We start from the raw sequence: 24,605 nt of genomic DNA on the forward strand, positions 1-24,605 counted from the left end.
GCCTGGTTTCTGTGCAGTCCGGTCAACCGCGCGCATTGCGGCCAGAGCACTCGCCGACAACGCCGCTGGCGTCGCTGGCCGCCGTCATCGGGGCAGGAACGAGCCTCGATCCGGCTGCGCATGGGGTGCCGGTCACCGGTATCGAGCAGCGCTCGAACGCCGTGCTGCCCGGTGACCTGTTCGCCGCGCTGCCCGGTGCCCGGTCGCACGGCGCCCGCTTCGTGCGGGACGCGGTCGCGCGCGGCGCCGTCGCGGTGTTGACCGACGCGGCGGGTGCGGAGTCGGCGCCGGAACTGGAGGTGCCGGTGCTGGTGCGCGAGAACCCGCGCGCGGTGCTCGGGGAGCTGTCGGCGGCGATCTACGGCAACCCGTCCGAGCGGTTGCGCATCATCGGCATCACCGGGACCTCGGGCAAGACGACGACCTCCTACCTGGTGGAGGCCGGTCTGGCCGCCGCTGGACTGTCCACGGCGCTGATCGGGACGATCGAGACCAGGATCGGCGGCAGGCGGGTGCCCAGCGCGCTGACCACCCCGGAGGCGCCCCAGCTGCACGCGATGTTCGCACTGATGGTCGAGCAGGGCGTAGACGCAGTGGTCATGGAGGTGTCCAGTCACGCACTCGCGCTGGGCCGGGTGGACGGTGTGCGGTTCGCGGTCGGCGCGTTCACCAACCTGTCCCAGGATCACCTGGATTTCCACGCCGATTTCGAAGACTACTTCGCCGCCAAACGCCGGTTGTTCGAACCGGATTCGCCGATGGCGGCGCGCGCCGCGGTGATCTGCGTGGACGACGAGTGGGGGCGGCGGCTCACCGACGTCGTCGCGAGCCCGATCACCGTGTCCACCAAGCGATCCGCCGACTGGAGCGTTTCCGGCGCGGTGTCGGCGCACGGCGGCGAACAGGATTTCACGGCCTCCGGTCCGGAGGGGAATGTTTCCGTGCGGCTGCGGCTTCCCGGCCACTACAACATCGCCAACGGGTTGCTCGCGGTCGCCGTGTGCGCCGCTGCGGGGGTCGAGCCGTCGGTCGCCGCTCCCGCCCTCGCCACCGTGGACGTGCCGGGCCGGATGCAGCGAGTCGAGCGCGGACAGGACTTTCTGGCGATCGTCGACTATGCGCACAAGCCCGCGGCGCTGGAGTCGGTGATCGCTACGCTCCGTGGGCATCTCGCGGTGGACACCGCGGGACGGCTCGCGGTGGTCGTCGGCGCGGGCGGTGACCGCGACGCGGGCAAGCGACCGCTGATGGGTTCGGTCGGCGCGCGCGGCGCCGATCTGCTGATCATCACCGACGACAACCCGCGTACCGAGGACCCGGCGGCCATCCGCGCCGCCGTGCGTTCCGGAGCGACCGACGTGCCCGAGGCCGAGCGCGGTGAAGTGCGCGAGATCGGCGATCGGGCCGAAGCTATTGCGGCAGCGGTGACATGGGCGCGCCCCGGCGACGTGGTGCTGATCGCGGGCAAGGGACACGAGGCAGGGCAGGAGATCCAGGGCGTGAAGCATCCGTTCGACGACCGCGAGGTGCTCGCGGCCGCATTGGAAAGACGAAGTCCGCAAGATAACCACGCGGAGGACTTGACGGTTTCATGATCGAGATGACACTGCGGGAGATCGCGGGCGTTGTCGGCGGCACGCTGCACGACGTTCCCGACCCGGAGGTGCGAGTGACCGGCGCGGTCGAATTCGATTCGCGCCGAATCAGTTCCGGTGATCTTTTCTTGGCCCTGCCGGGTGCGAGCTCCGACGGCCACGACTACGCGGGCGCGGCGATCGCCGCGGGGGCGGTCGCGGTGCTCGCGGCACGGCCGGTGGGTGTGCCCGCCATCGTTGTCGCTCCCGACCCCGGTTCGGTGCCCGCGAACTCGGTTGCGCTATCCCATGATTCGGATGGTTCCGGCGCCGCCGCGCTCGCAGCGCTTGCCGCGTTGGCGCGTGCGAGCGTGTCGCGCCTCGTCGCGGACGGCGGTCTCACCGTCGTCGGCGTCACCGGCTCCTCCGGCAAGACCTCCACGAAGGATCTGCTGGCCGCCGTGCTGGCCCCGCTCGGGCCCGTCGTCGCGCCGCCGGGATCGTTCAACAACGAGCTGGGCCACCCCTGGACCGCGCTGCGCGCCGACGCCGAGACGCGCTTCCTGGTGCTCGAGATGTCCGCCCGCGGTCCGGGCCATATCGCCGCGCTGGCCGAGGTGGCGCCACCGAGCATCGGCGTGGTGCTCAACGTCGGCACCGCTCATCTCGGCGAGTTCGGCAGCCGGGAAGCCATCGCCCAGACCAAGGGCGAGCTGGTCGAGGCGCTGCCCTCGACCGGGCTCGCCGTGCTCAACGCCGACGATCCCCAGGTCGCCGCGATGGCCGCGCGCACATCGGCACGCGTGCTGACCGTCGGGCAGGCCGGCAATGCCGACATCCGTGCCACCGATGTCCGGCTCGACGACCAGGCTCGGGCCGAGTTCACCGTGCACACCTCCGCGGGTCTCGTCCCGGTGCGGTTGGCCGTGCACGGCGAACACCACGTAGGCAACGCGCTGTCCGCGATCGCGGTCGCGCTGGAATGCGGGGCGGATCCGGACACCGCCGCGCGGGCGCTGTCCGGTGCGCGCGCCGCCTCGGCCCGCCGGATGGACGTGCGGACCACCGCCGACGGGATCACCGTGGTCAACGACTCCTATAACGCCAACCCGGACTCGGTCCGCGCCGCACTCAAAGCACTGGTGAGCATGGCGCGCGCGGGCGAGACGCCGCGACGCAGCTGGGCCGTGCTCGGCGAGATGGCCGAACTCGGCGCGGAATCCGTTCTCGAACACGACGCGATCGGCAGGCTCGCCGTGCGGCTGGATGTCAGCCGCGTGGTGGTGGTCGGCACCGGAAGGCCCTCCCGCGCGCTGCACCAGGGAGCGGTGATGGAAGGGTCATGGGGCGAGGAGTCGGTTCTCGTACCGGATATCGAGGCGGCGATCGCTCTGCTCGACGAGGAAGTCACGGCGGGTGACGTGGTGCTGGTCAAGGCATCGAAGTCGGTGGGCCTGTGGGAGGTCGCCGAACACCTGACCGAGACGGGTTCCGTGGCAGACCGTCGCGGCGCCGCGACGGGCAGCGGGGCGGGACATGACACGGAGGCAGCAGGATGAGGCAGATTCTCTTTGCCGCGGCGATCGCGCTGACGGTCTCGATCCTGCTCACCCCGCTGTTGATCAAGATGTTCGCCAAGCAGGGTTTCGGCCAGGAGATTCGGGTCGACGGCCCCGCCAGCCACCAGTCCAAGCGCGGCACTCCCACCATGGGTGGCGTCGCCATTCTGGTCGGACTCTGGGCCGGGTATCTGGGATCTCATCTGATCGGCATCGGTTACGACGCCGAGGGACCGTCGGCATCGGCGTTACTGGTCCTCGGTCTGGCCACCGCCCTGGGTGCGGTGGGCTTCGTGGACGACTTCATCAAGATCCGTAAGCAGCGCAACCTGGGGTTGACCGCGGCGGGCAAGTATCTCGGCCAGCTGTCAGCGGCCGTGCTGTTCGGCGTGCTCGCATTGCAGTTCCGCGGCGCGGGCGGGCTGACCCCGGCCAGCAGGCACCTGTCCTACGTGCGCGACATCAGCACGGTGACCATGGGCGTTGCCGTGTTCTTGGTTTTCGTGTGCTTCGTGGTGGTCGCCTGGTCCAACGCGGTGAATCTCACCGACGGACTGGACGGATTGGCCGCCGGATCGATGAGCCTGGTGCTCGGTGGGTACGTGATCATCACGTTCTGGCAGTACTACCACGCGTGTGAGACCAAGCCGGAGACCGGCTGCTACAACGTTCGCGACCCGCTGGATCTCGCCCTGGTGTGCGCCGCGGGCGCCGCGGCGTGCGTCGGCTTCCTGTGGTGGAACGCCGCCCCGGCCAAAATATTCATGGGTGATACCGGTTCGCTGGCGTTGGGTGGAATGCTCGCCGGTCTGTCCATCACCACCCGGACCGAGCTGCTGATGATCGTCATCGGTGCGCTGTTCGTCGCCGAGACGGCGTCGGTGGTGTTGCAGGTCGCGGTGTTCCGTACGACGCGTAACCGGTTGTTCAAGATGGCGCCGTTCCATCATCATTTCGAGCTCAGCAAGTGGGCCGAGACGACGGTGATCATCAGGTTCTGGCTGTTGGCCGCGATGGCCTCTGCGGTCGGTCTCGGTTTGTTCTACAGCGAATACCTCTCTGCGGTCGGGTGAACGAGATGGTCGAACATTCTCCGAAAGCACTGCGTTCACCGGGGCCCATGCTCGAATTCCTCCGCGGCCGTGACGTTCTGGTCGCCGGCTGGGGCGTGTCCGGGCGCTCGCTGGTCGAACCGCTGCACGATATCGGCGCGCGTCCGGTCGTCACCGACGGCGGCGCCGCGGCGCTGTCCGAAGCCGCGGAGCTCGGACTGGATGTGGCCACCTGCGCCGAGCTGGAATCCGCGGACTGGAGCCGGTTCGCATTGGTGATCACCAGCCCGGGCTGGCGGCCGGACTCGCCGGTGCTCGCCTCCGCGGTGGCCGAGGGCACGCCGGTGTGGGGTGACGTCGAATTCGCCTGGTGGGTCGATCAGGCCAGGATCTACGGCCCGGTCCGCAAATGGCTGGTCGTCACCGGAACCAACGGAAAGACCACGACCACGCAAATGACCCACGCGATCCTGCGCGCGGCGGGTATCGCCAGTGCCGCCTGCGGCAACATCGGCCTTCCGATCCTGGACGCACTGCGGCGCAATCCCGGCCCGCAGGTACTCGCGGTCGAGTTGTCATCGTTCCAGCTGCATTGGGCGCCGTCGGTGCGACCAGAGGCGGGGGTGGTGCTCAACGTGGCCGAGGATCACCTGGATTGGCACGGTGGTTTGGACGCCTACGCCGCGGCGAAGGCGCGGGCGCTGGTCGGCCGGGTCGGGGTGGTCGGTCTGGACGATCCCGTCGCGGCGTCGCTGGCGCGCAAATCCAAGGCGCGCAGAACGGTGGGCTTCCGTATCGGCGTGCCCGCCGACGGCGAACTCGGCGTGGTCGACGGCAAGCTGCTCGATCGCGCGTTCACCAAGGCCGCCATCCTCGCCGAGGTCGGCGACATCAGCCCGCCCGGCCCCGCCGGTGTCGCCGACGCGCTCGCCGCATCCGCGCTGACCAGGGCGATCGACGTCGCACCACAGTTCGTTCGCGAGGGCTTGATCGAGCACAAGGTCGGCCCGCACCGTGCCGCGTTCGTGCGCGAGCTGGGCGGGGTCGATTTCGTCGACGACTCGAAGGCCACCAACCCGCATGCCGCAAGGTCATCGATTCTGGCGCACCCGCAGGTGATCTGGGTGGCCGGTGGACAGCTCAAAGGCGCGCATGTGGAAGACCTGGTCGAGGAGGTCGCCGACCGACTGGTCGCCGCAGTGCTGATCGGCGCCGACGCGCCGGTGATCGCGGCCGCGTTGGCGCGACACGCGCCCGAGGTCCCGGTCGTCGAGCTGCTCGCGGGAGACGATGCAGGGATGGGTGACGAAGCGTCGAGAACCGCCGCGGCCGACACCGTGATGGCCCGTGCCGTGCGTGCGGCAGCCGGATTCGCCCGCCGCGGCGACACCGTGCTGCTGGCTCCCGCCGCTGCGTCACTGGACATGTTCGCCGACTACACGCACCGGGGCCGCAGCTTCGCCGCGGCGGTGCACGCCCTGGAAGACGGGGACGTCGGGCGGCAGCTATGACGGAATCGGCGCGGCGCAAACGTACGGCGGCCACTCGGTTCGGGGCCTGGCTCGCGCGGCCGCTCGCGTCGTTCCACCTGGTGGTCACCATCGCCACCTTGCTCACCGTGCTCGGCCTGGTGATGGTGCTGTCGGCCTCCAGTGTCGAGGCGTACGCGGACGGCGGATCGGCCTACTCGCTGTTCATCCAGCAGGCCATGTTCGCCGCGATCGGGACCGTGCTGTTCTATCTTGCGCTGTGTATTCCGCTGCGCAGGCTGCGGCAATGGTCGTTCCCCCTGTTCGCCCTGTCGGTGCTGGCACTGCTTCTGGTCCTCATACCCGGCATCGGGTCCGAGGTGCAGGGCGCCCGCCGGTGGTTGATGCTCGGGCCGGTCTCGGTTCAGCCGTCGGAAATCGTGAAGGTGACGCTGGTGGTGTGGGGCGCGCACCTGCTGGTCTCCCGCCGCTCCGAGCACGCGAGCCTCAAGGACATGCTGGTTCCGCTGGTGCCCGCCGGTCTGCTGGTGTGCTTGCTCGTCGTGCTGCAGCCGAATCTGTCCACCACCATCGCGCTCGGCGTGGTGCTCGCGGCACTGCTGTGGTTCGGCGGTCTGCCGGTGCGGCTGTTCGTGACGATCGCGCTGTCCGGCGCGATCGCCGCCGGGGTGCTCGCACTGTCCGCCGGCTATCGCTCGGATCGGATGCGCGCGTTCTTCAATCCCGGGGACGACCCCCAGGGCATCAACTACCAGGCGCGCCAAGCGCTCTACTCGCTGGCCGACGGTGGTATTTGGGGCCGCGGCCTGGGACAGAGCCGTGCCAAGTGGAGCTACCTGCCCAACTCGCACAACGACTTCATCTTCGCGATCATCGGCGAGGAACTCGGTTATCTGGGCTGCGCGCTGGTGCTCGGGCTATTCGCGCTGTTCGTCTACACCGGTCTGCGCATCGCAGCCCGCTCGGTGGATCCGTTCCTACGGCTGCTCACCGCGACCGCGACGACCTGGATCACCGCACAGGCGCTGATCAACATCGGCTACGTGGTCGGCCTGCTCCCGGTAACCGGCCTGCAGCTGCCGCTGGTGTCCGCGGGCGGGTCGTCACTGGCCATCACGCTGTTCATGTTCGGCATCATCGCGAACGCGGCCAGACACGAGCCGGAGGCGGTAGCGGCACTGCACGCCGGGCAGGACGGTCGATTCAGCAGGCTGCTGCGGCTGCCAAAACCCGAGGTCTACGCGGTGGGCAGGGCGAGCGCGGCCCGCGGGACAGCCCAGCGCGGCAGGTCGCCTGTCGCCCGCAGGTCGTCGGCGCTACCGCCCGGAGGGCGCGCCCCTTACGGCGCGGAACCGGCGAGGCGCCGGTCGCCGGAAAGCCGCGGCACCAGCTCGGCACGCGCCACCAGGGCATGGGAACCCAGTTATCCGGTCAATCACGCAAGAGAACGGGGAAGATCTAGGTGATCTCGGTAATCGTCGCGGGCGGCGGTACGGCGGGCCACATCGAGCCGGCACTGGCGGTGGCGGACGCATTGCGGCGGCTCGACGATTCGATCCGGGTGACGGCGCTTGGCACCGAACGCGGGCTGGAGACCCGCCTGGTTCCCGACCGTGGCTATCGCCTCGAGCTGATCCCCCCGGTTCCGTTGCCGCGCAAGCCCACCGCCGATCTGCTGCGGTTGCCCGGGCGGGTGCGGGCGTCGGTGGCCAGGACCCGAGCGGTGATCGACGCGGTCGGCGCCGACGTGATCATCGGCTTCGGCGGATACGTGGCCTTGCCCGCGTATCTCGCCGCGGGCACGGGCGTGCTGCGCCGTCGGCGAGCGGTACCGGTAGTGGTGCACGAGGCAAATGCCAAAGCGGGCATCGCGAACAAGATCGGTGCGCGCCGTGCTGTGCGGGTGCTTGCCGCCGTTCCGGATTCGGGCCTGGGGAACGCCCAGGTCATCGGCATTCCGGTGCGCGAATCGATCACGAGCCTGGACCGTGCCGCGCTGCGCGCCGAGGCGCGCACCCACTTCGGTCTGCCCGCTGAAGGCCCGGTGCTGCTGGTATTCGGCGGTTCTCAGGGTGCGCGAACCCTGAACGAGGCTGTCTCCGCCGCCGCACCGCAGCTCGCCGCGGCAGGCATCTCGGTGCTGCACGCGCATGGGCCCAAGAACATGCTCGCGCTCGCCGACTCAGCCGATTCCGGTGCAGGCGGCTCCCGCTATGTGGCCGTGCCATACCTTTCCCGGATGGACCTCGCCTACGCCGCCGCCGATGCGGTGGTCTGCCGGTCGGGTGCCATGACGGTCGCGGAGGTCTCCGCGGTCGGGCTGCCCGCCTTCTACGTGCCGCTTCCGCACGGTAACGGGGAGCAGGAACTCAACGCGAGACCGGTGGTGCGCCAGGGGGGTGGCAGAATTGTCCCCGATTCGGAATTGACGCCCGAGTATGTAATCGATGAGGTGATTCCGCTGCTCATGGATCCCGCAGGGCTGATCGAGATGGGCCGGGCCGCCGCAGGCGCCGGGCACCGCGACGCCGCCGACGAGGTGGCGCGGATCGCGATGGAGGTGGCACGCCAGTGAGCGAGCGTCAGCGAGTGAACCGAGGAAGCAGCGCGCAGTCGCGCACGACGGAGCCGAGCGCCAGCGAGGTGCAGTTGTGAGCGATACCACCGCGAACAGGGTCGGATCGGAGACCACCACCGAACGCTCCGCTTTGCCACAGGAGCTGGCGCGGGTGCACATGGTGGGCATCGGCGGGGCCGGGATGTCCGGGATCGCCCGCATCCTGCTGGCCCGCGGCGGCGCGGTCTCGGGTTCCGACGCGAAGGAGAGCCGCGGCGTGCTCGCGCTACGCGCACGGGGCGCGCAGGTGCGGATCGGCCACGACGCGACCGCGCTCGACCTGCTGCCGGGTGGCCCGACCGCGGTGGTCACCACCTACGCGGCCATCCCGAAGACCAATCCGGAACTGGTGGAAGCGCATCGGCGCGGCATCCCGGTGTTGCTGCGCCCAGCCGTGCTCGCCGCGCTGATGCGAGGGCATCGCACGTTGCTCGTCTCCGGCACGCACGGCAAGACCTCGACCACGTCGATGCTGATCGTGTCGTTGCAACACTGCGGGTTCGACCCGTCCTTCGCGGTCGGCGGCGAGTTGAACGAGGCGGGCACCAACGCACACCACGGCACCGGGGACATCTTCGTGGCCGAGGCCGACGAGAGCGACGGTTCGCTGCTGCAGTACGACCCGGACGTCGCGGTGGTCACCAATATCGAGTCCGATCACCTGGATTTCTTCGGCTCTGACGAGGCCTACGTCCAGGTCTTCGACGACTTCGCCGACCGCCTTGCCGCGGGCGGACTGCTGGTGGTGTGCCTGGACGATCCGGGCTCGCGGGCGCTGGTCGAACGGGTCGGCGCGCGGCTGGCCGCGAAGAACGTCCAAGTGCTCGGCTACGGGTCGGGCGATCTCGCCGACGCACCGGTCGCGGTGGGCGCCCGGTTGCACAGCTGGGAGCCGCGTGATGTCGGAGGCATCGCCCAGTTTCAGCTCGCCGACGAGGCCGCGCCGCGCACGCTGCGGCTGTCGGTGCCGGGCAGGCACATGGCGCTCAACGCGCTTGCCGCCCTGCTCGCGGCCCGTGCCGCCGGTGCGGACATGGGCGAGATCATCCAGGGCTTGGAGGGTTTCGGGGGCGTGCACCGCCGATTCCAGTTCGCCGGCCGGGAGAATGGCGTGCGGGTCTTCGACGACTACGCCCATCACCCGACCGAGGTGCGCGCCGTGCTCGGTGCCGCCGCCGAACTGGTCCAGCAGGAAGCCCGCGACGGCGCCCGGTCCCGGCAGGGGCGGGTGATCGTGGTCTTCCAGCCGCATCTCTACAGCCGCACCGCGACGTTCGCACAGGACTTCGGCACTGCGCTGAGCTTGGCCGACGAGGTCGTCGTGCTCGATGTTTTTGGGGCGCGGGAGAAGCCGCTGCCCGGCGTCAACGGCGCACTGGTGGCCCAGGCGGTCACGAAACCGGTGCATTACCAGCCGGATATGTCTCGGGTCGGTCGTCAGGTCGCGAGGCTTGCCCTGCCGGGCGATGTGGTGATCACCATGGGTGCGGGCGATGTGACCATGCTGGGCAGCCAGATCCTCGACGGGCTACGGGCGCGGCCCCAGCACGGACGGTGACCCGGAGTGCGCGGGGTCGGGCGATCCGCGGCTGATCGGTTCGCCGCGGGCGAATGGCGCCGAATTCGATGGTGGGCGTTGCTGAGCGTGTGCGTTCTTGCAGTGGTCGGTGTCGTCGGCTGGTTCACGCCGGTGCTCTCGGTGCGCACCGTGCGGATCGAGGGAGTGTCCGCGGTGCCCGAAGAACAGGTGCGCGATCTAGTCGAAATTCCGTCCGGTCGCTCCATGCTGCGGATCGACACCGCCGCGATCGCCCGGCGGGTTGCGGGTATTCCGAAAGTGCATACGGCGCGGGTGCAGCGGGTATTTCCGTCCACCGTCCGGGTGACGGTCGTGGAGCGCGTTCCGGTGTTGTTCTACGGCAGCCCACGGGGCGCGCATCTGCTGGACGCGCAGAACGTGGAATTCGCGATCGAGGCCGCGCCGATCGGCGTACCGAAGTTGGTCACCGATCATCCGGGTAGCGACGACCCGGTGACTCGCGCCGCGGTTTCGGTGCTCGCCATTATGCCCGCTGCGCTGGGTATCCAGGTGGGGGAGGTTGTCGCACGGTCCATTTCGGATATTTCGCTGAATCTGAAGGACGGTCGCACGGTACTCTGGGGCGGGGCGAATGATGCCGAACGCAAGTCGGCGGTCGTGTTGCCGCTGTTGACGCGCCCCGGAACGGTGTTCGATGTTTCGAGTCCGAATCTGGTCACGGTAAAGTGATCTACACCCATTGTGCCCAGGGAATTTTCGGTGGTCCGGGACGAGTTCCGACGCCGAGAAGGGGCCAGGGGGGCAACCGTTCACCATACGACGTGTGGAGCGGCGAGACGAGCGGGATCACACAAGATTCTGACTTCCGTTTCGGCGCGCCTGCGCGCGTATCGCGTCGGCTGCGAATAGCGTTCCGCACCAGTCGGATACTTGACATTACGCTAACCCTATGGTTCAGGTTTAGAGTTTGCCCGAGCCGCGGTTCGCTTCCCTGAAGCGACCCGACCCATAGGAGCGGGTCGAAAAGGCAGCGTGCCGAGAATCCGGAAACGACAGGCTTTAGATCGAAGGAAGGCCAGAGCCCATGACGCCCCCGCACAACTACCTTGCGGTGATCAAGGTCGTCGGTATCGGCGGCGGCGGTGTGAATGCCGTCAACCGGATGATCGAACAGGGACTAAAAGGTGTCGAGTTCATCGCGGTCAACACCGACGCGCAGGCCCTGCTGATGAGCGATGCCGACGTCAAACTCGACGTCGGCCGCGAACTCACCCGCGGCCTCGGAGCCGGCGCCGATCCCGAGGTCGGCCGCAAGGCCGCCGAGGACCACAAGGACGAGATCGAAGAGGTGCTCAAGGGCGCCGACATGGTCTTCGTCACCGCCGGCGAGGGCGGTGGCACGGGTACCGGCGGCGCCCCGGTCGTCGCGCAGATCGCGCGCAAACTCGGCGCGCTGACCATCGGTGTGGTGACGCGTCCCTTCTCGTTCGAGGGCAAGCGACGCGGCAATCAGGCCGAGGTGGGCATCAACCTGCTGCGTGAGTCCTGCGACACACTCATCGTTATTCCGAACGACCGGCTGCTGCAGCTCGGCGACGCGGCGGTGAGCCTGATGGACGCGTTCCGCTCCGCCGACGAGGTGCTGCTCAATGGTGTTCAGGGCATCACCGACCTGATCACCACCCCCGGCCTGATCAACGTCGACTTCGCCGACGTCAAGAGCGTGATGTCGGGCGCGGGCAGCGCTTTGATGGGCATCGGTTCGGCGCGCGGTGAAGGCCGGTCGGTGAAAGCGGCCGAGTCCGCGATCAATTCGCCGCTGCTCGAGGCGTCGATGGACGGCGCGCACGGTGTACTGCTGTCGATCGCCGGCGGGTCGGATCTGGGCCTGTTCGAGATCAACGAGGCGGCATCGCTGGTGCAGGAGGCCGCGCACATCGAGGCCAACATCATCTTCGGAACCGTGATCGACGACTCGCTCGGCGATGAGGTGCGGGTCACCGTGATCGCCGCGGGCTTCGACGGCGGCGGACCGGCCCGCCGCACGTTCGACACGACGAGCCGAAGCACCATCGGTTCGGCGCGGTCCGGCGAGATCGGGCAGAGCCGCAGCAGCGAGGTCTCGGCGCGCAGCACCGACGCAACGACGGCCACCAGCAGTCGAGGCGCGGTGCCGAGCTATCGCGACACCGAACGGCCGCGCCCGCTGTCCGAGCCGACGGTCGCGAACAACTCGCGCTCGCATATCCAGCCGCCGGACGCCGACGATGACGATGACGACGACGTGGACGTGCCGTCGTTCATGCGGAGGGGCTGACAGCTGGATAGTGGTTCCGGCGAAGGCCTGGACGTGCGGGGGATCATCCGGCCCTACATGGGCGTTTCCTAGGCGCTCGCCCAACGCCACTAGGCTCGTCGCATGACTGTTGCGGCGACTACGACTGTTCGACGGGTCACGACGACCAGGGCGGGGGGCTTCTCGGCGCCGCCGTACGACTCGTTCAACCTAGGCGACCATGTCGGTGACGATCCGGCGGCGGTGCGGCGCAATCGGGATCGGCTGGCTCAGGGGATCGGTCTGACGCCCGACCGCCTGGTGTGGATGGAACAGATCCACGGTCGCAATGTCGAAATCGTCGACGGCCCGCGGCAACAGCCGATTCCCGCGACCGATGCCCTTGTCACCACCGTGGCAGGTCTCGCGCTCGTGGTGCTCACCGCCGACTGCGTCCCCATTCTGCTGTCCGATGACGAGGCGGGCGTGATCGCGGCGGTGCACGCCGGACGCATCGGTGCGCGTATCGGCATCGTTCCGCGCGTGCTCGACGCCATGGTGTCCGTCGGTGCACGCCTGGACCGCATCGGCGCCTTCCTCGGGCCCGCCGCCTCAGGCCGCCAGTACGAAGTTCCCGCCGCGATGCGCGACGACGTCGAGGCGCACCTGCCCGGCAGCGCGACCACCACCGTCCGTGGCACGCCCGCGCTCGACCTACGCGCGGGAATCTCCCGGCAGCTCACCGAGGCCGGTGTCGCCGCGGTCGCCGTCGACCCGCGCTGCACCATCGAGGACCGCACCCTGTTCAGCCATCGGCGTGGAGCCCCGACCGGCCGGATCGGCGGGGTGATTTGGCGGGCGGCCATAGCGTGAGGGAGCGTCAGCGAGTGAGCCGAGGGCACCGGGCGCGGTCGCGCCCGCCGGAGCCGAGCATCAGCGAGGTGCCCCGCATGAGTGAGCGCCGCGAGCGATCAATAGGCGCAGCCGCCATGGTGGTCATGCCGGAGCCGAGCCCCCGCGAGGTGGAGTCATGAGCGCCGAGGCTGAAGCTGTGCTGTCCGGGGCGCCCGCGGCCAGAACCGCTGAGCTGAAAGCCAACCTGTCGGGTCTGCTTGCGCGGGTCGACGCGGCCTGCGCGGCGGCGGGCCGGGCTCCGGGCTCTGTGCGGCTGCTGCCGGTGACGAAATTCTTCCCGGCCTCCGACGTGGCGATCCTGCATCGGCTCGGTCGACGCGAGTTCGGCGAGTCGCGTGAACAGGAAGCCACCACCAAGGTGACGGCATTGCGTGACGAAGGACTCGCCGACATCAGCTGGCACATGATCGGGCGGCTGCAGCGGAACAAGGCGAAGGTCGTGGCCCGCTGGGCGCACACCGTCCACTCAGTCGACAGCGAACGTTTGGCAACCGCCCTTGACGTCGGCGCGCGGGCCGCGTTGGACGCTGGGGATCGTACCGGTCCGGTTCGGGTATTGCTCCAGGTGAGCCTGGACGACGACGCCACACGCGGCGGTGTACCTGCGCACGATCTCGCCGCGCTCGCCGAACAGGTCGCTGCCGCGCCGGGGCTGCGGCTGTCCGGTCTGATGGCGATTCCGCCCTTGGGGGCGGAGTCTGATGCGGCATTCGCACGAATTGCGACGTTGCACACTCTGCTGATGGCGGATCATCCGGACGCGACGGAACTTTCCGCGGGAATGTCCGGCGATCTGGAATCGGCGATCGAACACGGTTCGACGGTTGTGCGTGTCGGTACCGCCTTGATGGGCGCTCGGCCGATAACCTCGGCGTAGCAAAGAAACCTCATCAGTCACATTCGACACATATGCTGGGGACTGACGAGGGGCTGAGCAAGACTTCAACACCCGGCCGCCACCGGGGCCGAAGGAAGGTCGACCAGAATGAGCGAGCGCAGCGAGCGAGTAATCGACGCAGCCACCATCGTGGTCATGACGGAGCCGAGCGACAGCGAGGCGCGGTCATGAGCACGCTGCACAAGTTCAAGGCGTACTTCGGCATGGTTCCGCTCGAGGATTACGAAGACGACTATGTCGACGATCGCGCCCCCCGGGGCGTGGACGAGCGCGGCGCGCGCCGGCCGAGGCCCCGTGACTACTCCGACCGCGACGGCTATGCCGATCGTTACGGCGAAGATCGTTACGGAGCGGACCGTTTCGACGACGTCGAATACCCGGAGCCCGCCTACAAGTCGCCGTACAAGGCGGGGTATCCGGTGTCGCGGCGCGACGACTACACCGACGAGCCCTACGGTGCCGATCGGTACGAGGCGTCGCGACGTCCGACCCGGATCGAGTCCGCCCCGTCGGGCCGGTTCCGTGCGGGCGGGAGCGCGCCGGTGCTGCGCGGAGCGACCCGGGGTGCGCTCGCCGTCGATCCCGACGCCGAGGAGCGCAGGCTGGAGGAGCGCGTGCGTCCCGAGCCCGCCCCGGTGCGGCGGCCCGGGATCTTCGAGGACGGAGGCCCCTTGTCCAAGATCACGACGCTGCGCCCGCGCGACTACAGCGAGGCACGGATCATCGGCGAGCGCTTCCGCGAGGGCAACCCGGTGATCATGGACTTGGTCGAGCTGAGCAACGCCGACGCCAAGCGTCTGGTCGACTTCGCCGCAGGTTTGGCGTTTGCCCTGCGTGGCTCCTTCGACAAAGTCGCGACGAAAGTGTTCCTGCTCTCACCGGCTGATGTCGATGTATCGGCCGAAGAACGCCGACGCATCGCCGAAACCGGCTTCTACAACCAGAAATAAGGTCGTGATGTGGGGGGTGAAGCAGACCGGTTGCCGGTGGTTCGGCGCGGTCATTTTGCGCGACGCGATTTTTGCGGCAGAGTGAAGTCGTGGCCTTGTTCGCGGTGTTGTACTTCGTACTGTTCATCTTCTGGCTGTTGCTGATCAGCCGAGTGATCATCGAGTTCATCCGTAGCTTTGCCCGCGACTGGCGGCCGACCGGTGTCGTGGTCGTCGTACTGGAGGGGATCTTCACGATCACGGACCCTCCGGTGAAACTTCTGAGGCGATTGATACCTCCCGTGTCACTGGGGGGAATTCGACTGGATCTGTCGATAATGGTCCTGCTTTTCATCGTGTTCATCTTGATGTCGATCGTGGGCAGGCTCGGGCAACCGGTAGCTCCGGTGTGACAGAATAGGCCGAGACGACAGCTTGCTAGATCTCCAAAAGACGCGTGAAGGGATCCTTCCATGCCGCTGACCCCAGCCGATGTGCACAACGTCGCGTTCAGCAAACCACCGATCGGGAAGCGCGGCTACAACGAGGATGAAGTCGACGCCTTCCTGGATCTCGTGGAGCAGGAGCTCTCGCGTCTGATCGAAGAGAATGCCGATCTGCGCCAGCGGGTCGCCGAATTGGACGCGGAACTGGCCGACGCCAAGAAGAACCGGGGTCCCGGCGCGGTGAACACCGCAAAACCCCCCGTACCGCAGGCGCCGCCGCCGGAACCGATCAAGCCTCCGGTTCCGGTCCCGCCGCCCGCTCCGATGCAGGCGCCGGTGGCCAAGGAGGCGCCGGGCGCGGATGCGAACCTGCAGGCCGCCAAGGTGCTCAGCCTCGCCCAGGAGATGGCGGATCGGCTGACCAGCGACGCCAAGCTCGAGGCGGAGAACCTGCTGTCGAATGCACGGGCGAATTCGGAGCGCTTGGTCGGTGACGCCAGGACTCGGTCGGAGGCCATGATCGCCGACGCCCGTCAGAAGTCGGACGCGATGCTGTCGGACGCGCAGACGCGGTCGGACAGCCAGCTGCGCCAGGCCAAGGAAAAGGCCGACGCGCTGCAGGCCGACGCCGAGCGCAAACACACCGAGATCATGGCGACCATCACCCAGCAGCGCACCGTGCTGGAAGGCCGGATCGAGCAGCTCAAGACGTTCGAGCGGGAATACCGGGTGCGCTTGAAGTCGTACCTGGAGTCGCAGCTCGAGGAGCTGGAGAACCGTGGCTCGGCCGTCCCGGTCGACGGCGGCGAGGCGTTCGCCGACGCCACCAACACCGCGAACAACCTCGCGCCCGCCTCCTTCGCCAAGGGTGGCAAGTAGCGCGCCTCGCTCCGAGCGCAGCAGTTCATACCATTAGAGGAACTGTCGAGCCGCCTGGCATGCCTTGGGGGTCATCATGCTCGTCTTGACGCTCGTCCTTGCCGCGATCGGCTTCGCCCTGCTCGTGGCCGCGCTCACCACCGGATCGGTGTTCTGGGCGTGGGGATGCATCGTGGTGTGTGTCATCGGTGCTGTTCTGCTGCTGGTGAGCGCCCTGTCTATGCGGAGGCCGGGCGAATCCACGCCGCCTCCTGGTCGTCATGCCAAACGTTAACCTGCCCTGCGAACTGGGTTGACCGCTGTGGCTAGAATCAAACATGAATACGGCGTCGATCCGGCCATCACCGGGGAGTCTTCGGAAGAACGGCGGTACGGCCCTCTGGTCGGGCGCTCAGTAGAACCGAACGGGTGAGCCCGTCACAGCTCCCAATGAGAGGTCCGACGAGTCCTGCGCCGGACAAGCGGGGTGGTACCGCGGTTTCGGCGCACCGGGCGCTGTCATCGTCCCCGTGCCAACGACACGGCACGAGGAGACGCATCCGCGATGGCGGACCACACTTCCAGCACCAGCGCGTATCCGCGGGTCGACTTCGGCGTCGGCAACGGGACGTCGTTCCCCGAGATGGAGCGCCGCGTGCTCGACGCATGGGCGGCCGCCGACACCTTCCGCGCAAGCATCGAAAATCGTTCCGGCGCATCGGAATTCGTCTTCTATGACGGTCCGCCCTTTGCCAATGGTCTGCCGCATTACGGCCATTTGCTCACCGGGTACGTCAAGGACCTCGTCCCGCGTTTCCAGACCATGCGCGGCAAGCGGGTCGATCGCCGATTCGGCTGGGACTGCCACGGATTGCCGGCGGAAATCGAAGCGGAAAAGCAGCTCGGTATCACGGACAAATCACAGATCGACGCAATGGGTCTCGCGGAATTCAACACGGCCTGTAAATCGTCGGTGCTGCGCTATACCGGGGAATGGCGTGACTACGTGACGCGCCAAGCCCGCTGGGTCGACTTCGACAACGACTACAAGACGCTGGATACCGACTTCATGGAGTCGGTGATGTGGGCGTTCAAGTCGCTCTACGACAAAGGCCTGATCTATCAGGGCTTCCGAGTGCTCCCCTACAGCTGGTACGAGCAGACGCCGTTGTCGAATCAGGAGACCCGGCTCGATGACGCGTACAAGATGCGTCAGGACCCCGCGGTCACCGTCGACATGGTGCTGCGTGTGCCCACCGACCATCCGCTGCGCGAACTCGACGGTGCCAACGCACTGATCTGGACGACCACGCCGTGGACGCTGCCGTCGAACCTGGCGATCGCGGTGCACCCCGATATCCGGTACGTACACCTGCGCGCGGTCGACGGCAAGCGCTATCTGCTGGCCGCCGAGCGAGTCTCGCACTACGCGCGGGAGTTCGGCGCGGACCCCGAGGTGCTCGGCGAGTACGACGGCGCAGCGCTGGTCGACCTGTCCTACGCTCCGCCGTTCGACTTCTTTCTCGGCCACCCGCACGCACACCGTGTGCTCACTGCCGACTACGTGACCACCGACTCCGGCACCGGAATCGTGCATCTCGCACCGGCCTTCGGTGAGGAGGACATGGACGTCGCGACGGCCAATGGAATCGAACTGGTGCAGCCGCTGGATCCTGGCGGCAAGTTCACCTCGATGGTGCCGCCGTACGAGGGCCTGATGGTGTTCGACGCCAATCCGGTGATCATCAAGGACCTCAAGTCGGCGGGAAAGCTTCTGCGGCACGAGACGATCGAGCACTCCTACCCGCACAGCTGGCGGTCCGGCCAGCCCCTGATCTACATGGCGGTGCCGTCCTGGTTCGTTGCGGTGACCACTTTCCGCGACCGGATGGTCGAGCTGAACAAGCAGATCACCTGGGTGCCCGAGCACATCCGCGACGGCCAGTTCGGTAAGTGGCTCGAGGGCGCGCGGGACTGGAACATCAGCCGCAACCGCTACTGGGGCAGCCCGATCCCGGTGTGGGTGTCCGACAATCCGGCCTATCCGCGCACCGACGTGTACGGCTCGCTGGACGAGCTGGAGCGCGATTTCGGCGTGCGGCCGGTCGATCTGCATCGGCCGATGATCGACGAGCTCACCCGGCCGAATCCCGACGACCCGACCGGTGAATCGACCATGCGCCGGGTGCCGGAGGTGCTGGACTGCTGGTTCGAGTCCGGGTCGATGCCGTACGCCCAGGTGCACTATCCGTTCGAGAACAAGGAGTGGTTCGACAACCACTTCCCCGGCGATTTCATCGTCGAGTACAACGGCCAGACCCGCGGCTGGTTCTACACTTTGCACGTGCTCGCGACGGCGCTGTTCGACAGTCCCGCATTCAAAACCGTTGCCGCACATGGCATCGTGCTCGGTGACGACGGGCTCAAGATGAGCAAGTCCAAGGGCAACTACCCGGACGTGAACGAGGTGTTCGACCGGGATGGCTCCGATGCCATGCGCTGGTTCCTGATGAGCTCGCCGATCCTGCGTGGCGGCAACCTCATCGTCACCGAGCGTGGCATCCGCGAGGGTGTCGGCCACGCGCTGCGGCCGCTGTGGAACACATGGACCTTCCTGCAGTTGTACGCGTCGGAGCCAGGGTCCTGGCGAACGGACTCGACCAATGTGCTGGACCGCTACATCCTGGCGAAGCTGGCGCAGACCAGGGACGTGATGACCGAGGCGTTGGAGATCTACGACATCGCAGGCGCCTGTGAGGAGCTGCGCTCGTTCGCCGACGCGCTGACCAACTGGTATGTGCGCCGGTCGCGTTCGCGGTTCTGGAGCGAGGACCGCGACGCGGTGGACACTCTGCACACGGTGCTGGAGGTGGTCACCCGGCTGGCCGCGCCGCTGCTGCCGTTACTCACCGAGGTGATCTGGCGCGGCCTGACCGGCGGCGATTCGGTGCATCTGGCCGACTGGCCGGCGGGAGCGGAGCCTGCGGAGCGATCAGAAAAGACAGCGGGTGTGCTTCCGCATGATCCGGAACTGGTCGCCGCCATGGATGAGGTGCGTGTGGTGTGCTCGACGGTACTGAGCCTGCGAAAGGCACAGAACCTGCGGGTGCGGCTGCCGCTGGCCGAGGTCACCATCGCCGCGGCCGACGCCGAGCGGTTGGCGCCGTTCGCGGACATCATCGCCGACGAGGTCAATGTCAAGAAGGTGGATCTGACCACCGACGTGGATGTGCACGGCCGCTTCGAGTTGGTGGTCAACGCCCGCGCCGCGGGTCCACGCCTGGGCAAGGACGTGCAGACGGTGATCAAGGCGGTCAAGGCAGGGGAGTGGTCCGAGGACACCGCCGGTGTGGTCACCGCGGCCGGAATCACTCTGCTGCCAGAGGAATACACCCAGCGCCTGGTCGCGGCCGAGCCCGAGTCCACCTCGGCACTGCCCGGCAACGCGGGCCTGGTGGTGCTGAACTCGGTGGTCACCGAGGAGTTGGAGGCGGAGGGCTGGGCTCGTGACCTGATCCGAGACCTGCAGGAGACCAGGAAGTCTTCCGGCTTGGACGTCTCCGACCGCATCACCGTGGTCCTCGACGTCCCCACCGAACGGGCGGCGTGGGCTGAAACCCACCGCGACCTGATCGCGGGCGAGATCCTCGCCACCACAGTAATATTCGGCGACGCCGGCCCCGATGCCGTAGATCTCGTCGGTGGCGTGCGGGCGAGGGTCACCAAGGCCTGACGGTCGAGGGTGGACGAGTCGGGGCGGGGCCGAAAGGTCCCGCCCCGAGCTGTTTGGACGGTCGTGCCCTTTTCCTCGAGCTGGATGCGGTATGCGCGCCGTTCGCAGATAAGGGCGCCACGCACCACGAAGACCTCGCCGGCGACCATCCGGATCGGCTCGCCGGTGGCCAGCTGCGCTTCGGTGGCCAGTTCGGCGTCGTCTTCTTCGACCACGCGCAGGATGGTGATGCGGGGGTTGCCGGGTGTTGTCGCGGGCTCTGGACCTTCTCGTCTGTCGTGCGCGCTGAGGCGCTGTCCGCGGCCGTCTGGCTATCTGAAGGGGGGTCGGGACGCAAACAGCATGTGATCTAGATCACATGCTGAAAGTTTGCTGATCCCGAGGTTTAGAGCATGGGCGCGCGGCATAATCGCCATGTTGCTGCTGTTACTCGGGTCAACTCCTGGGGCAGCAGCGCCTGTTCGCGGAGTTGTCCTATCTGTAATGCACTGCGCCGGGCGCGCATTCGCCGGGCGTGGTGACTGCGGCTCCAGCGTGATCATCCTGGTGCCGTGCGTTAGCCGGGGCCGTCGGTCGGCGGCCCGTCAGCAAGGCCGACGGAAGGGCGAGCACGTGACGAGGAAATTGCTGCGCCGCATCGTTCTCGGATTCTTGGTATCGACCCTCGCGACATGTGTCCTCGCCGGACCGGTCTGGTCTGACACCGGCAGTGCCTCCGGCAGTGGGCCGGGTGGCGAGTCCGGCTCGGGATCCGGCAGTGCCAGCGGCTCTGCGGCTCTGCCGGTGCCCAGCTATTACGGCCTAGGCGCGCTGGCGGCGGCCGTGACGCAGATCGGAAAACCCTACCAGTGGGGCGGCACGGGGCCGTTCGCCTGGGACTGCTCGGGTCTGGTCCAGTGGGCGTATCGGCAGGTCGGGGTCAACCTACCGCGCACAACCTGGCAGCAGGCGAAGGTGGGTGTGGCGGTTCCGCGCAGCGCACTCTCGATCGGCGACGTGGTCGTGCTGAACAGCGACGGCTCGCACGTCGGCATCTATGCGGGCTTCGGCCAGGTGCTCAACGCATACGACTGGGGAGTGCCGGTCGGCTTCACCCCGCTCGAGCGGTTCGACATCTACGCCATCCGCCGGTTCTGAGTGCACCGTACGGGCGGAAACAATGTCGCTCGAATGGAAGTCGTCGTTATCAGGACCGAGTGCTCGTTGGCCGGCACGAGAACGACCCGGGCCCGCCGCGGCTGCGGATCGAGGCGGTAACGAGGCGCCGCATCCGGCTCAGTCGAACTGGATGACTCCCTGGCAGCCGCTGCCCGCGCTCCCGGACCACGCGGGTGACTCCACCTGGAACGGAAGCGGCCCCGGCTGGTTCACGCCCAGGTCCACTCGGGTCACTGTCCAGTAGAAGGTGTCCGGCAGCGGCAGCTGAACATCCTTGTCCGGGATCGCCAGCGCCGCCCCGGATGTCGGGTTGCCCGCGGTCACGACGTCGAGGATGACACGGGTTCCCGCCTTCGCCTGGATGACGGTCTTGCTGCAGTTGCCGTTGGCGAAGCCAAGCTGCACTGTTTGCTGCTCGGCCGCCGCGGGGCCCGCGGCGGCCGAGATCAGGGCTGTTGCGGCACCGCAGGCAAGGGCCAGGCGACGCGCACGACGACTCGGAATCATGCTCACGAACGCACCTCTCTGCTCGAACAGGAACGTGGAGAAACGGCGAGCTCCCGGATCGGCGACGAGAAGTAGTGCGTGGTGTAACAACCGTCACCGATCGCAATCGGCGACAGCATAGCCGTAAGCTATGGCATACGGCGGGAGGTGGGGCGCCCGTCAGTTGCCGAGGTCCTCGGCGAGCGTGCGCAGCAGCGGCCCGTACTGCGGATGCGCCAGCGCCGAGGCGAATTGCGCGACCAAGTAGTCCGCCGGGTTACCGGTGTCGTACCAGCGGCCACGGATCACCTGGCCGAATACGGGGTTGCCCGCGGCATGCACGTTGATCGCGTCGGTCAGGTACACCTCGCCGGTGCGGTGCTCGTACCACGCTTCGGTCTGGATGCGCAGTTCCTCGATGATGCCGGGCGTGACCACATAGCCGCCGATCGCCGCGAAATCCGACGGCGCATCCTTGGGCTTCGGCTTCTCCCGCAGTCCGGTGATGCGCAGCAGGCCGCTGCCGTGGTCGTCGGCGACCACCGGAACGCCGTAGCGCTGAGATTCGGCGGGGTCCATCGGCATCAATGCGAGCACCGGTGCTCCTGTGGCCTCGTAGGCGTCGATGAGCTGCTGGGCGCGCGGTACCTCGGCGACGAACACGTCATCGGGCCAGAGCACGAGCATCGGCTCGTCGCCGAGATTGCGGGCGGCGTTGAGCACCGGGGTGCCGTTGCCATACGGGCCGTGCTGGTCGAGGTAGGTGATGTGGCCGAGCCGGGACAGCTCACCGACCTCCTCGACCGCGTCGGCGAAGGCGGTCTTTCCGTCCGCGCGCAGCTGGGCCACCAGCGCCGGGTTGGGGCGGAAGTGGTCCTGGATCAACGATTTTCCGCCGCTGACCACGATGGTGATGTCAGTGATGCCCGAGGCGACCAGCTCGCGGACCGTGTGCTCGATCACCGGCTGGTCGCCGACCGGCAGCATCTCTTTGGGGATGGCCTTGGTCAGCGGGAGCAGCCGGGAGCCGATACCGGCGGCCGGGATGACGGCCTTACGGATCTTCATGGGTCCGATCATCACATACCGCGGCGCGTCCCAAGCCCGGTCCCCGCGGTTCGTCGGCGGTTCATCGATACTGAGTGGTACATCGTTCGGTGTGTCAAAAGAGCAGATCAGGGCCATTTCATCGAGGAAGGTGGCGTGCAGGCGGCACGCACGGGCGTACGCTGCTTTCGCCAGGGAACAAGCAGCTAGCGCACAGCCACCCGACAGCGTCGCCGCCTGCGGGACCTTGTCGGTGGCCGGGCGTACATTGCTCGCCGTGAGCACCGACAAGGCGACCGTCGCGGGGATCGTCGGGCGCTTGGCCGGGGCTGCGCTCCGAGTCGGGGCCGCGTTCGGGGAGGGCGGCCGGCGCGGCGACGACGAGCTGGCCGGCCTGATCGGGGACACCATGTCGCTCGGGCGGCGCACCGCCCTGTCGCGCCCCCGGATTCCCGGGTTCGGACAACGTGCGGCGAAACCGCGGTGAGCGGGCAGCATCCGTCTGTGCTCGCCGACGCGGACACCGCGGCGCGGCGGTGGGTTCTGCACATCGATATGGACGCGTTCTTCGCGTCGGTCGAACAGCTGACGCGACCGACGCTGCGCGGCCGCCCGGTCCTGGTCGGGGGTATCGGTGGACGCGGCGTCGTGGCCGGAGCCAGCTATGAGGCCAGGGTGTTCGGCGCGCGCTCGGCGATGCCGATGCACCAGGCGCGCAGACTCGTCGGCGTGACCGCGGTGGTGGTTCCGCCGCGCGGCGCGGTCTACGGCGTGCTGAGCGGCCAGGTCTTCGACGCGCTGCGCAGCCGGATTCCGGTGCTGGAGACCCTGTCGTTCGACGAGGCGTTCGGCGAGCCCGCCGAGTTGGTGGGCGCGACGGCGGCGCGGGTGTATGAGTTCTGCGCGCAACTGCGCGCGTTGGTGCGCGAGCGCACCGGGCTGACCGCATCGGTCGGCGCGGGCACGGGAAAGCAGTTGGCCAAGATCGGCTCCGGGCTGGCCAAACCGGATGGCATTCGGGTGATTTCGCCGGTCGAGCAGCAGCGGTTACTCGCGGGGCTTCCCGTGCGCAAGCTGTGGGGGATCGGACCGGTCGCGGAGAGCAGGTTGCGTTCATTGGGCATCGAAACCGTGGGCGCCTTTGCCGCACTGCCGGAATCGGAGGCGGTGTCGATTCTCGGCGGAAGCGTCGGCGCGGCCCTGCACCGGCTGGCACGCGGCATCGATGACCGCCCGGTCGCCGAGCGCGCCGAGGCCAAGCAGATCAGCGCGGAGACCACCTATGAGACCGACATCGTCACCCTCGCCCAGCTGCGCCCGGCCATCGAGGACATGGCTGCCGCCGCGCACCGGCGCCTGGCCGGTGACGGACGCGCCGCCCGCACCGTGGTGCTCAAGCTGAAGAAGTCCGACATGAGCATCGTCACCCGGTCCTACACGCTGCCCTACGCGACCGAGGATCTGGCCGCACTCGCTGCCGCCGCGCAGCGTTCTGCGTTGGACCCACAAGAATTGGGTCCGATCCGGCTGGTCGGGGTGGGCTACGGCGGGCTGTCGACGGTCCGCCAGGAATCGCTGTTTCCGGAACTCGACCGCGGCCCAGCTGTCGAGATCGCCCAGGAACAGCCGGAAGCTGCCGAGCCTCCGCGATTCGACGACACGGTTGGTGCGTCGCAAGCCGTGGCCGCGACCACCCAGCCGGTCAGCGTCTGGCATCCAGGCATGGACGTGACGCATCCCGAGCACGGTCACGGCTGGGTGCAGGGCGCGGGGCTCGGCGTGGTGACCGTCCGCTTCGAAACCCGTTCGACCGGACCGGGTCCCGCGCGTACCTTCGCCGCCGCCGACCCCGCGCTCACCCGGGCCGACCCCTTGGGCAGTCTGCTCTGACGAACGCCCGCGACGGCTCGACATTGCCCGGTCGGACGCGTACGTTCGCTGCCGACGACATCCGTCTGTCCCGTGTGGATCTCGGCGGTGGTTCCCGCCGCCGGGTAGCCTGGGGCCTCGTGCAGCGCCGCCGGTTTC

At 68.0% G+C, this 24,605-nt stretch carries 22 protein-coding genes; 20 read left to right on the forward strand and 2 right to left on the reverse strand.

The window, feature by feature from the left end; all coding sequences use genetic code 11:
- Positions 1–65 precede the first annotated feature (65 nt).
- The 18 genes from AB0H00_RS28390 to AB0H00_RS28475 all read left to right on the forward strand — a co-directional run bounded on the left by AB0H00_RS28390 (position 66) and on the right by AB0H00_RS28475 (position 21,023).
- Positions 66–1,595 carry a UDP-N-acetylmuramoyl-L-alanyl-D-glutamate--2,6-diaminopimelate ligase gene (locus AB0H00_RS28390; RefSeq protein ID WP_357272316.1) on the forward strand — a complete coding sequence of 510 codons (1,530 nt, stop codon included), beginning with the start codon at positions 66–68 and terminating at the stop codon, positions 1,593–1,595.
- The gene (gene murF / locus AB0H00_RS28395; RefSeq protein ID WP_357272245.1) at positions 1,592–3,133 is read left to right on the forward strand and encodes a UDP-N-acetylmuramoyl-tripeptide--D-alanyl-D-alanine ligase; all 1,542 of its coding nucleotides are present in this window, start codon (positions 1,592–1,594) and stop codon (positions 3,131–3,133) included. Before AB0H00_RS28390 ends, murF begins: the two co-directional genes overlap by 4 nt.
- The gene (gene mraY / locus AB0H00_RS28400) at positions 3,130–4,206 is read left to right on the forward strand and encodes a phospho-N-acetylmuramoyl-pentapeptide-transferase (protein ID WP_357272247.1); all 1,077 of its coding nucleotides are present in this window, start codon (positions 3,130–3,132) and stop codon (positions 4,204–4,206) included. Before murF ends, mraY begins: the two co-directional genes overlap by 4 nt.
- 47 nt (positions 4,207–4,253) lie before the next feature.
- The gene (gene murD / locus AB0H00_RS28405) at positions 4,254–5,696 is read left to right on the forward strand and encodes a UDP-N-acetylmuramoyl-L-alanine--D-glutamate ligase (RefSeq protein WP_357272318.1); all 1,443 of its coding nucleotides are present in this window, start codon (positions 4,254–4,256) and stop codon (positions 5,694–5,696) included.
- On the forward strand, positions 5,693–7,141 hold the full coding sequence (ftsW, locus tag AB0H00_RS28410; protein ID WP_357272249.1) for a putative lipid II flippase FtsW: 1,449 nt from the start codon (positions 5,693–5,695) through the stop codon (positions 7,139–7,141). The genes murD and ftsW overlap by 4 nt, the downstream gene beginning before the upstream one ends.
- Positions 7,138–8,250, forward strand: a complete 1,113-nt coding sequence (gene murG, locus AB0H00_RS28415) for an undecaprenyldiphospho-muramoylpentapeptide beta-N-acetylglucosaminyltransferase (RefSeq protein ID WP_357272251.1) — start codon at positions 7,138–7,140, stop codon at positions 8,248–8,250. The genes ftsW and murG overlap by 4 nt, the downstream gene beginning before the upstream one ends.
- Positions 8,251–8,410: 160 nt before the next feature.
- Positions 8,411–9,850 carry a UDP-N-acetylmuramate--L-alanine ligase gene (murC, locus tag AB0H00_RS28420; protein WP_357272320.1) on the forward strand — a complete coding sequence of 480 codons (1,440 nt, stop codon included), beginning with the start codon at positions 8,411–8,413 and terminating at the stop codon, positions 9,848–9,850.
- A gap of 87 nt (positions 9,851–9,937) precedes the next feature.
- Positions 9,938–10,561, forward strand: coding sequence for an FtsQ-type POTRA domain-containing protein (locus AB0H00_RS28425; RefSeq protein ID WP_357272253.1), 624 nt, complete (start codon positions 9,938–9,940; stop codon positions 10,559–10,561).
- A gap of 355 nt (positions 10,562–10,916) precedes the next feature.
- Positions 10,917–12,149 carry a cell division protein FtsZ gene (ftsZ, locus tag AB0H00_RS28430; protein WP_357272256.1) on the forward strand — a complete coding sequence of 411 codons (1,233 nt, stop codon included), beginning with the start codon at positions 10,917–10,919 and terminating at the stop codon, positions 12,147–12,149.
- Positions 12,150–12,251: 102 nt separating this feature from the next.
- Positions 12,252–12,980, forward strand: a complete 729-nt coding sequence (pgeF, locus tag AB0H00_RS28435) for a peptidoglycan editing factor PgeF (RefSeq protein WP_357272258.1) — start codon at positions 12,252–12,254, stop codon at positions 12,978–12,980.
- A gap of 157 nt (positions 12,981–13,137) precedes the next feature.
- Positions 13,138–13,899, forward strand: coding sequence for a YggS family pyridoxal phosphate-dependent enzyme (locus AB0H00_RS28440; RefSeq protein ID WP_357272260.1), 762 nt, complete (start codon positions 13,138–13,140; stop codon positions 13,897–13,899).
- Between the two features lie 188 nt (positions 13,900–14,087).
- The gene (sepF, locus tag AB0H00_RS28445) at positions 14,088–14,870 is read left to right on the forward strand and encodes a cell division protein SepF (RefSeq protein WP_357272262.1); all 783 of its coding nucleotides are present in this window, start codon (positions 14,088–14,090) and stop codon (positions 14,868–14,870) included.
- An 89-nt stretch (positions 14,871–14,959) separates the two neighbouring features.
- Positions 14,960–15,262, forward strand: a complete 303-nt coding sequence (locus tag AB0H00_RS28450; protein WP_357272264.1) for a YggT family protein — start codon at positions 14,960–14,962, stop codon at positions 15,260–15,262.
- Positions 15,263–15,322: 60 nt separating this feature from the next.
- Positions 15,323–16,174, forward strand: coding sequence for a DivIVA domain-containing protein (locus AB0H00_RS28455; RefSeq protein WP_357272266.1), 852 nt, complete (start codon positions 15,323–15,325; stop codon positions 16,172–16,174).
- A 76-nt stretch (positions 16,175–16,250) separates the two neighbouring features.
- The gene (locus tag AB0H00_RS28460; protein ID WP_357272268.1) at positions 16,251–16,448 is read left to right on the forward strand and encodes a hypothetical protein; all 198 of its coding nucleotides are present in this window, start codon (positions 16,251–16,253) and stop codon (positions 16,446–16,448) included.
- A gap of 270 nt (positions 16,449–16,718) precedes the next feature.
- A complete protein-coding gene (ileS, locus tag AB0H00_RS28465; protein ID WP_357272270.1) occupies positions 16,719–19,886 on the forward strand; it encodes an isoleucine--tRNA ligase in 3,168 nt (1,055 codons plus the stop codon).
- 53 nt (positions 19,887–19,939) lie between these two features.
- Entirely contained in the window at positions 19,940–20,239 is a 300-nt protein-coding gene (locus tag AB0H00_RS28470) for a hypothetical protein (RefSeq protein ID WP_357272273.1), read from the forward strand.
- 259 nt (positions 20,240–20,498) lie between these two features.
- Positions 20,499–21,023 (forward strand): NlpC/P60 family protein, encoded by a 525-nt coding sequence (locus AB0H00_RS28475; RefSeq protein WP_357272275.1) that lies wholly within the window; start codon positions 20,499–20,501, stop codon positions 21,021–21,023.
- Between the two features lie 138 nt (positions 21,024–21,161).
- On the opposite strand, the gene AB0H00_RS28480 is transcribed toward AB0H00_RS28475, so the two are convergent.
- Together AB0H00_RS28480 and AB0H00_RS28485 are read right to left on the reverse strand one after the other, a co-directional pair.
- The gene (locus tag AB0H00_RS28480) at positions 21,162–21,557 is read right to left on the reverse strand and encodes a hypothetical protein (protein WP_357272277.1); all 396 of its coding nucleotides are present in this window, start codon (positions 21,555–21,557) and stop codon (positions 21,162–21,164) included.
- Between the two features lie 153 nt (positions 21,558–21,710).
- On the reverse strand, positions 21,711–22,598 hold the full coding sequence (locus tag AB0H00_RS28485) for a UTP--glucose-1-phosphate uridylyltransferase (RefSeq protein ID WP_357272279.1): 888 nt from the start codon (positions 22,596–22,598) through the stop codon (positions 21,711–21,713).
- Between the two features lie 256 nt (positions 22,599–22,854).
- On the opposite strand from AB0H00_RS28485, the gene AB0H00_RS28490 reads away from it, so the two are divergent.
- Both AB0H00_RS28490 and AB0H00_RS28495 read left to right on the forward strand, forming a co-directional pair.
- On the forward strand, positions 22,855–23,064 hold the full coding sequence (locus AB0H00_RS28490; protein WP_357272281.1) for a hypothetical protein: 210 nt from the start codon (positions 22,855–22,857) through the stop codon (positions 23,062–23,064).
- Between the two features lie 17 nt (positions 23,065–23,081).
- A complete protein-coding gene (locus tag AB0H00_RS28495; protein WP_357272283.1) occupies positions 23,082–24,467 on the forward strand; it encodes a DNA polymerase IV in 1,386 nt (461 codons plus the stop codon).
- The last annotated feature ends 138 nt before the right edge of the window (positions 24,468–24,605 follow it).

The organism is Nocardia sp. NPDC023852 (genome assembly GCF_040639505.1).
Classification (GTDB): domain Bacteria; phylum Actinomycetota; class Actinomycetes; order Mycobacteriales; family Mycobacteriaceae; genus Nocardia.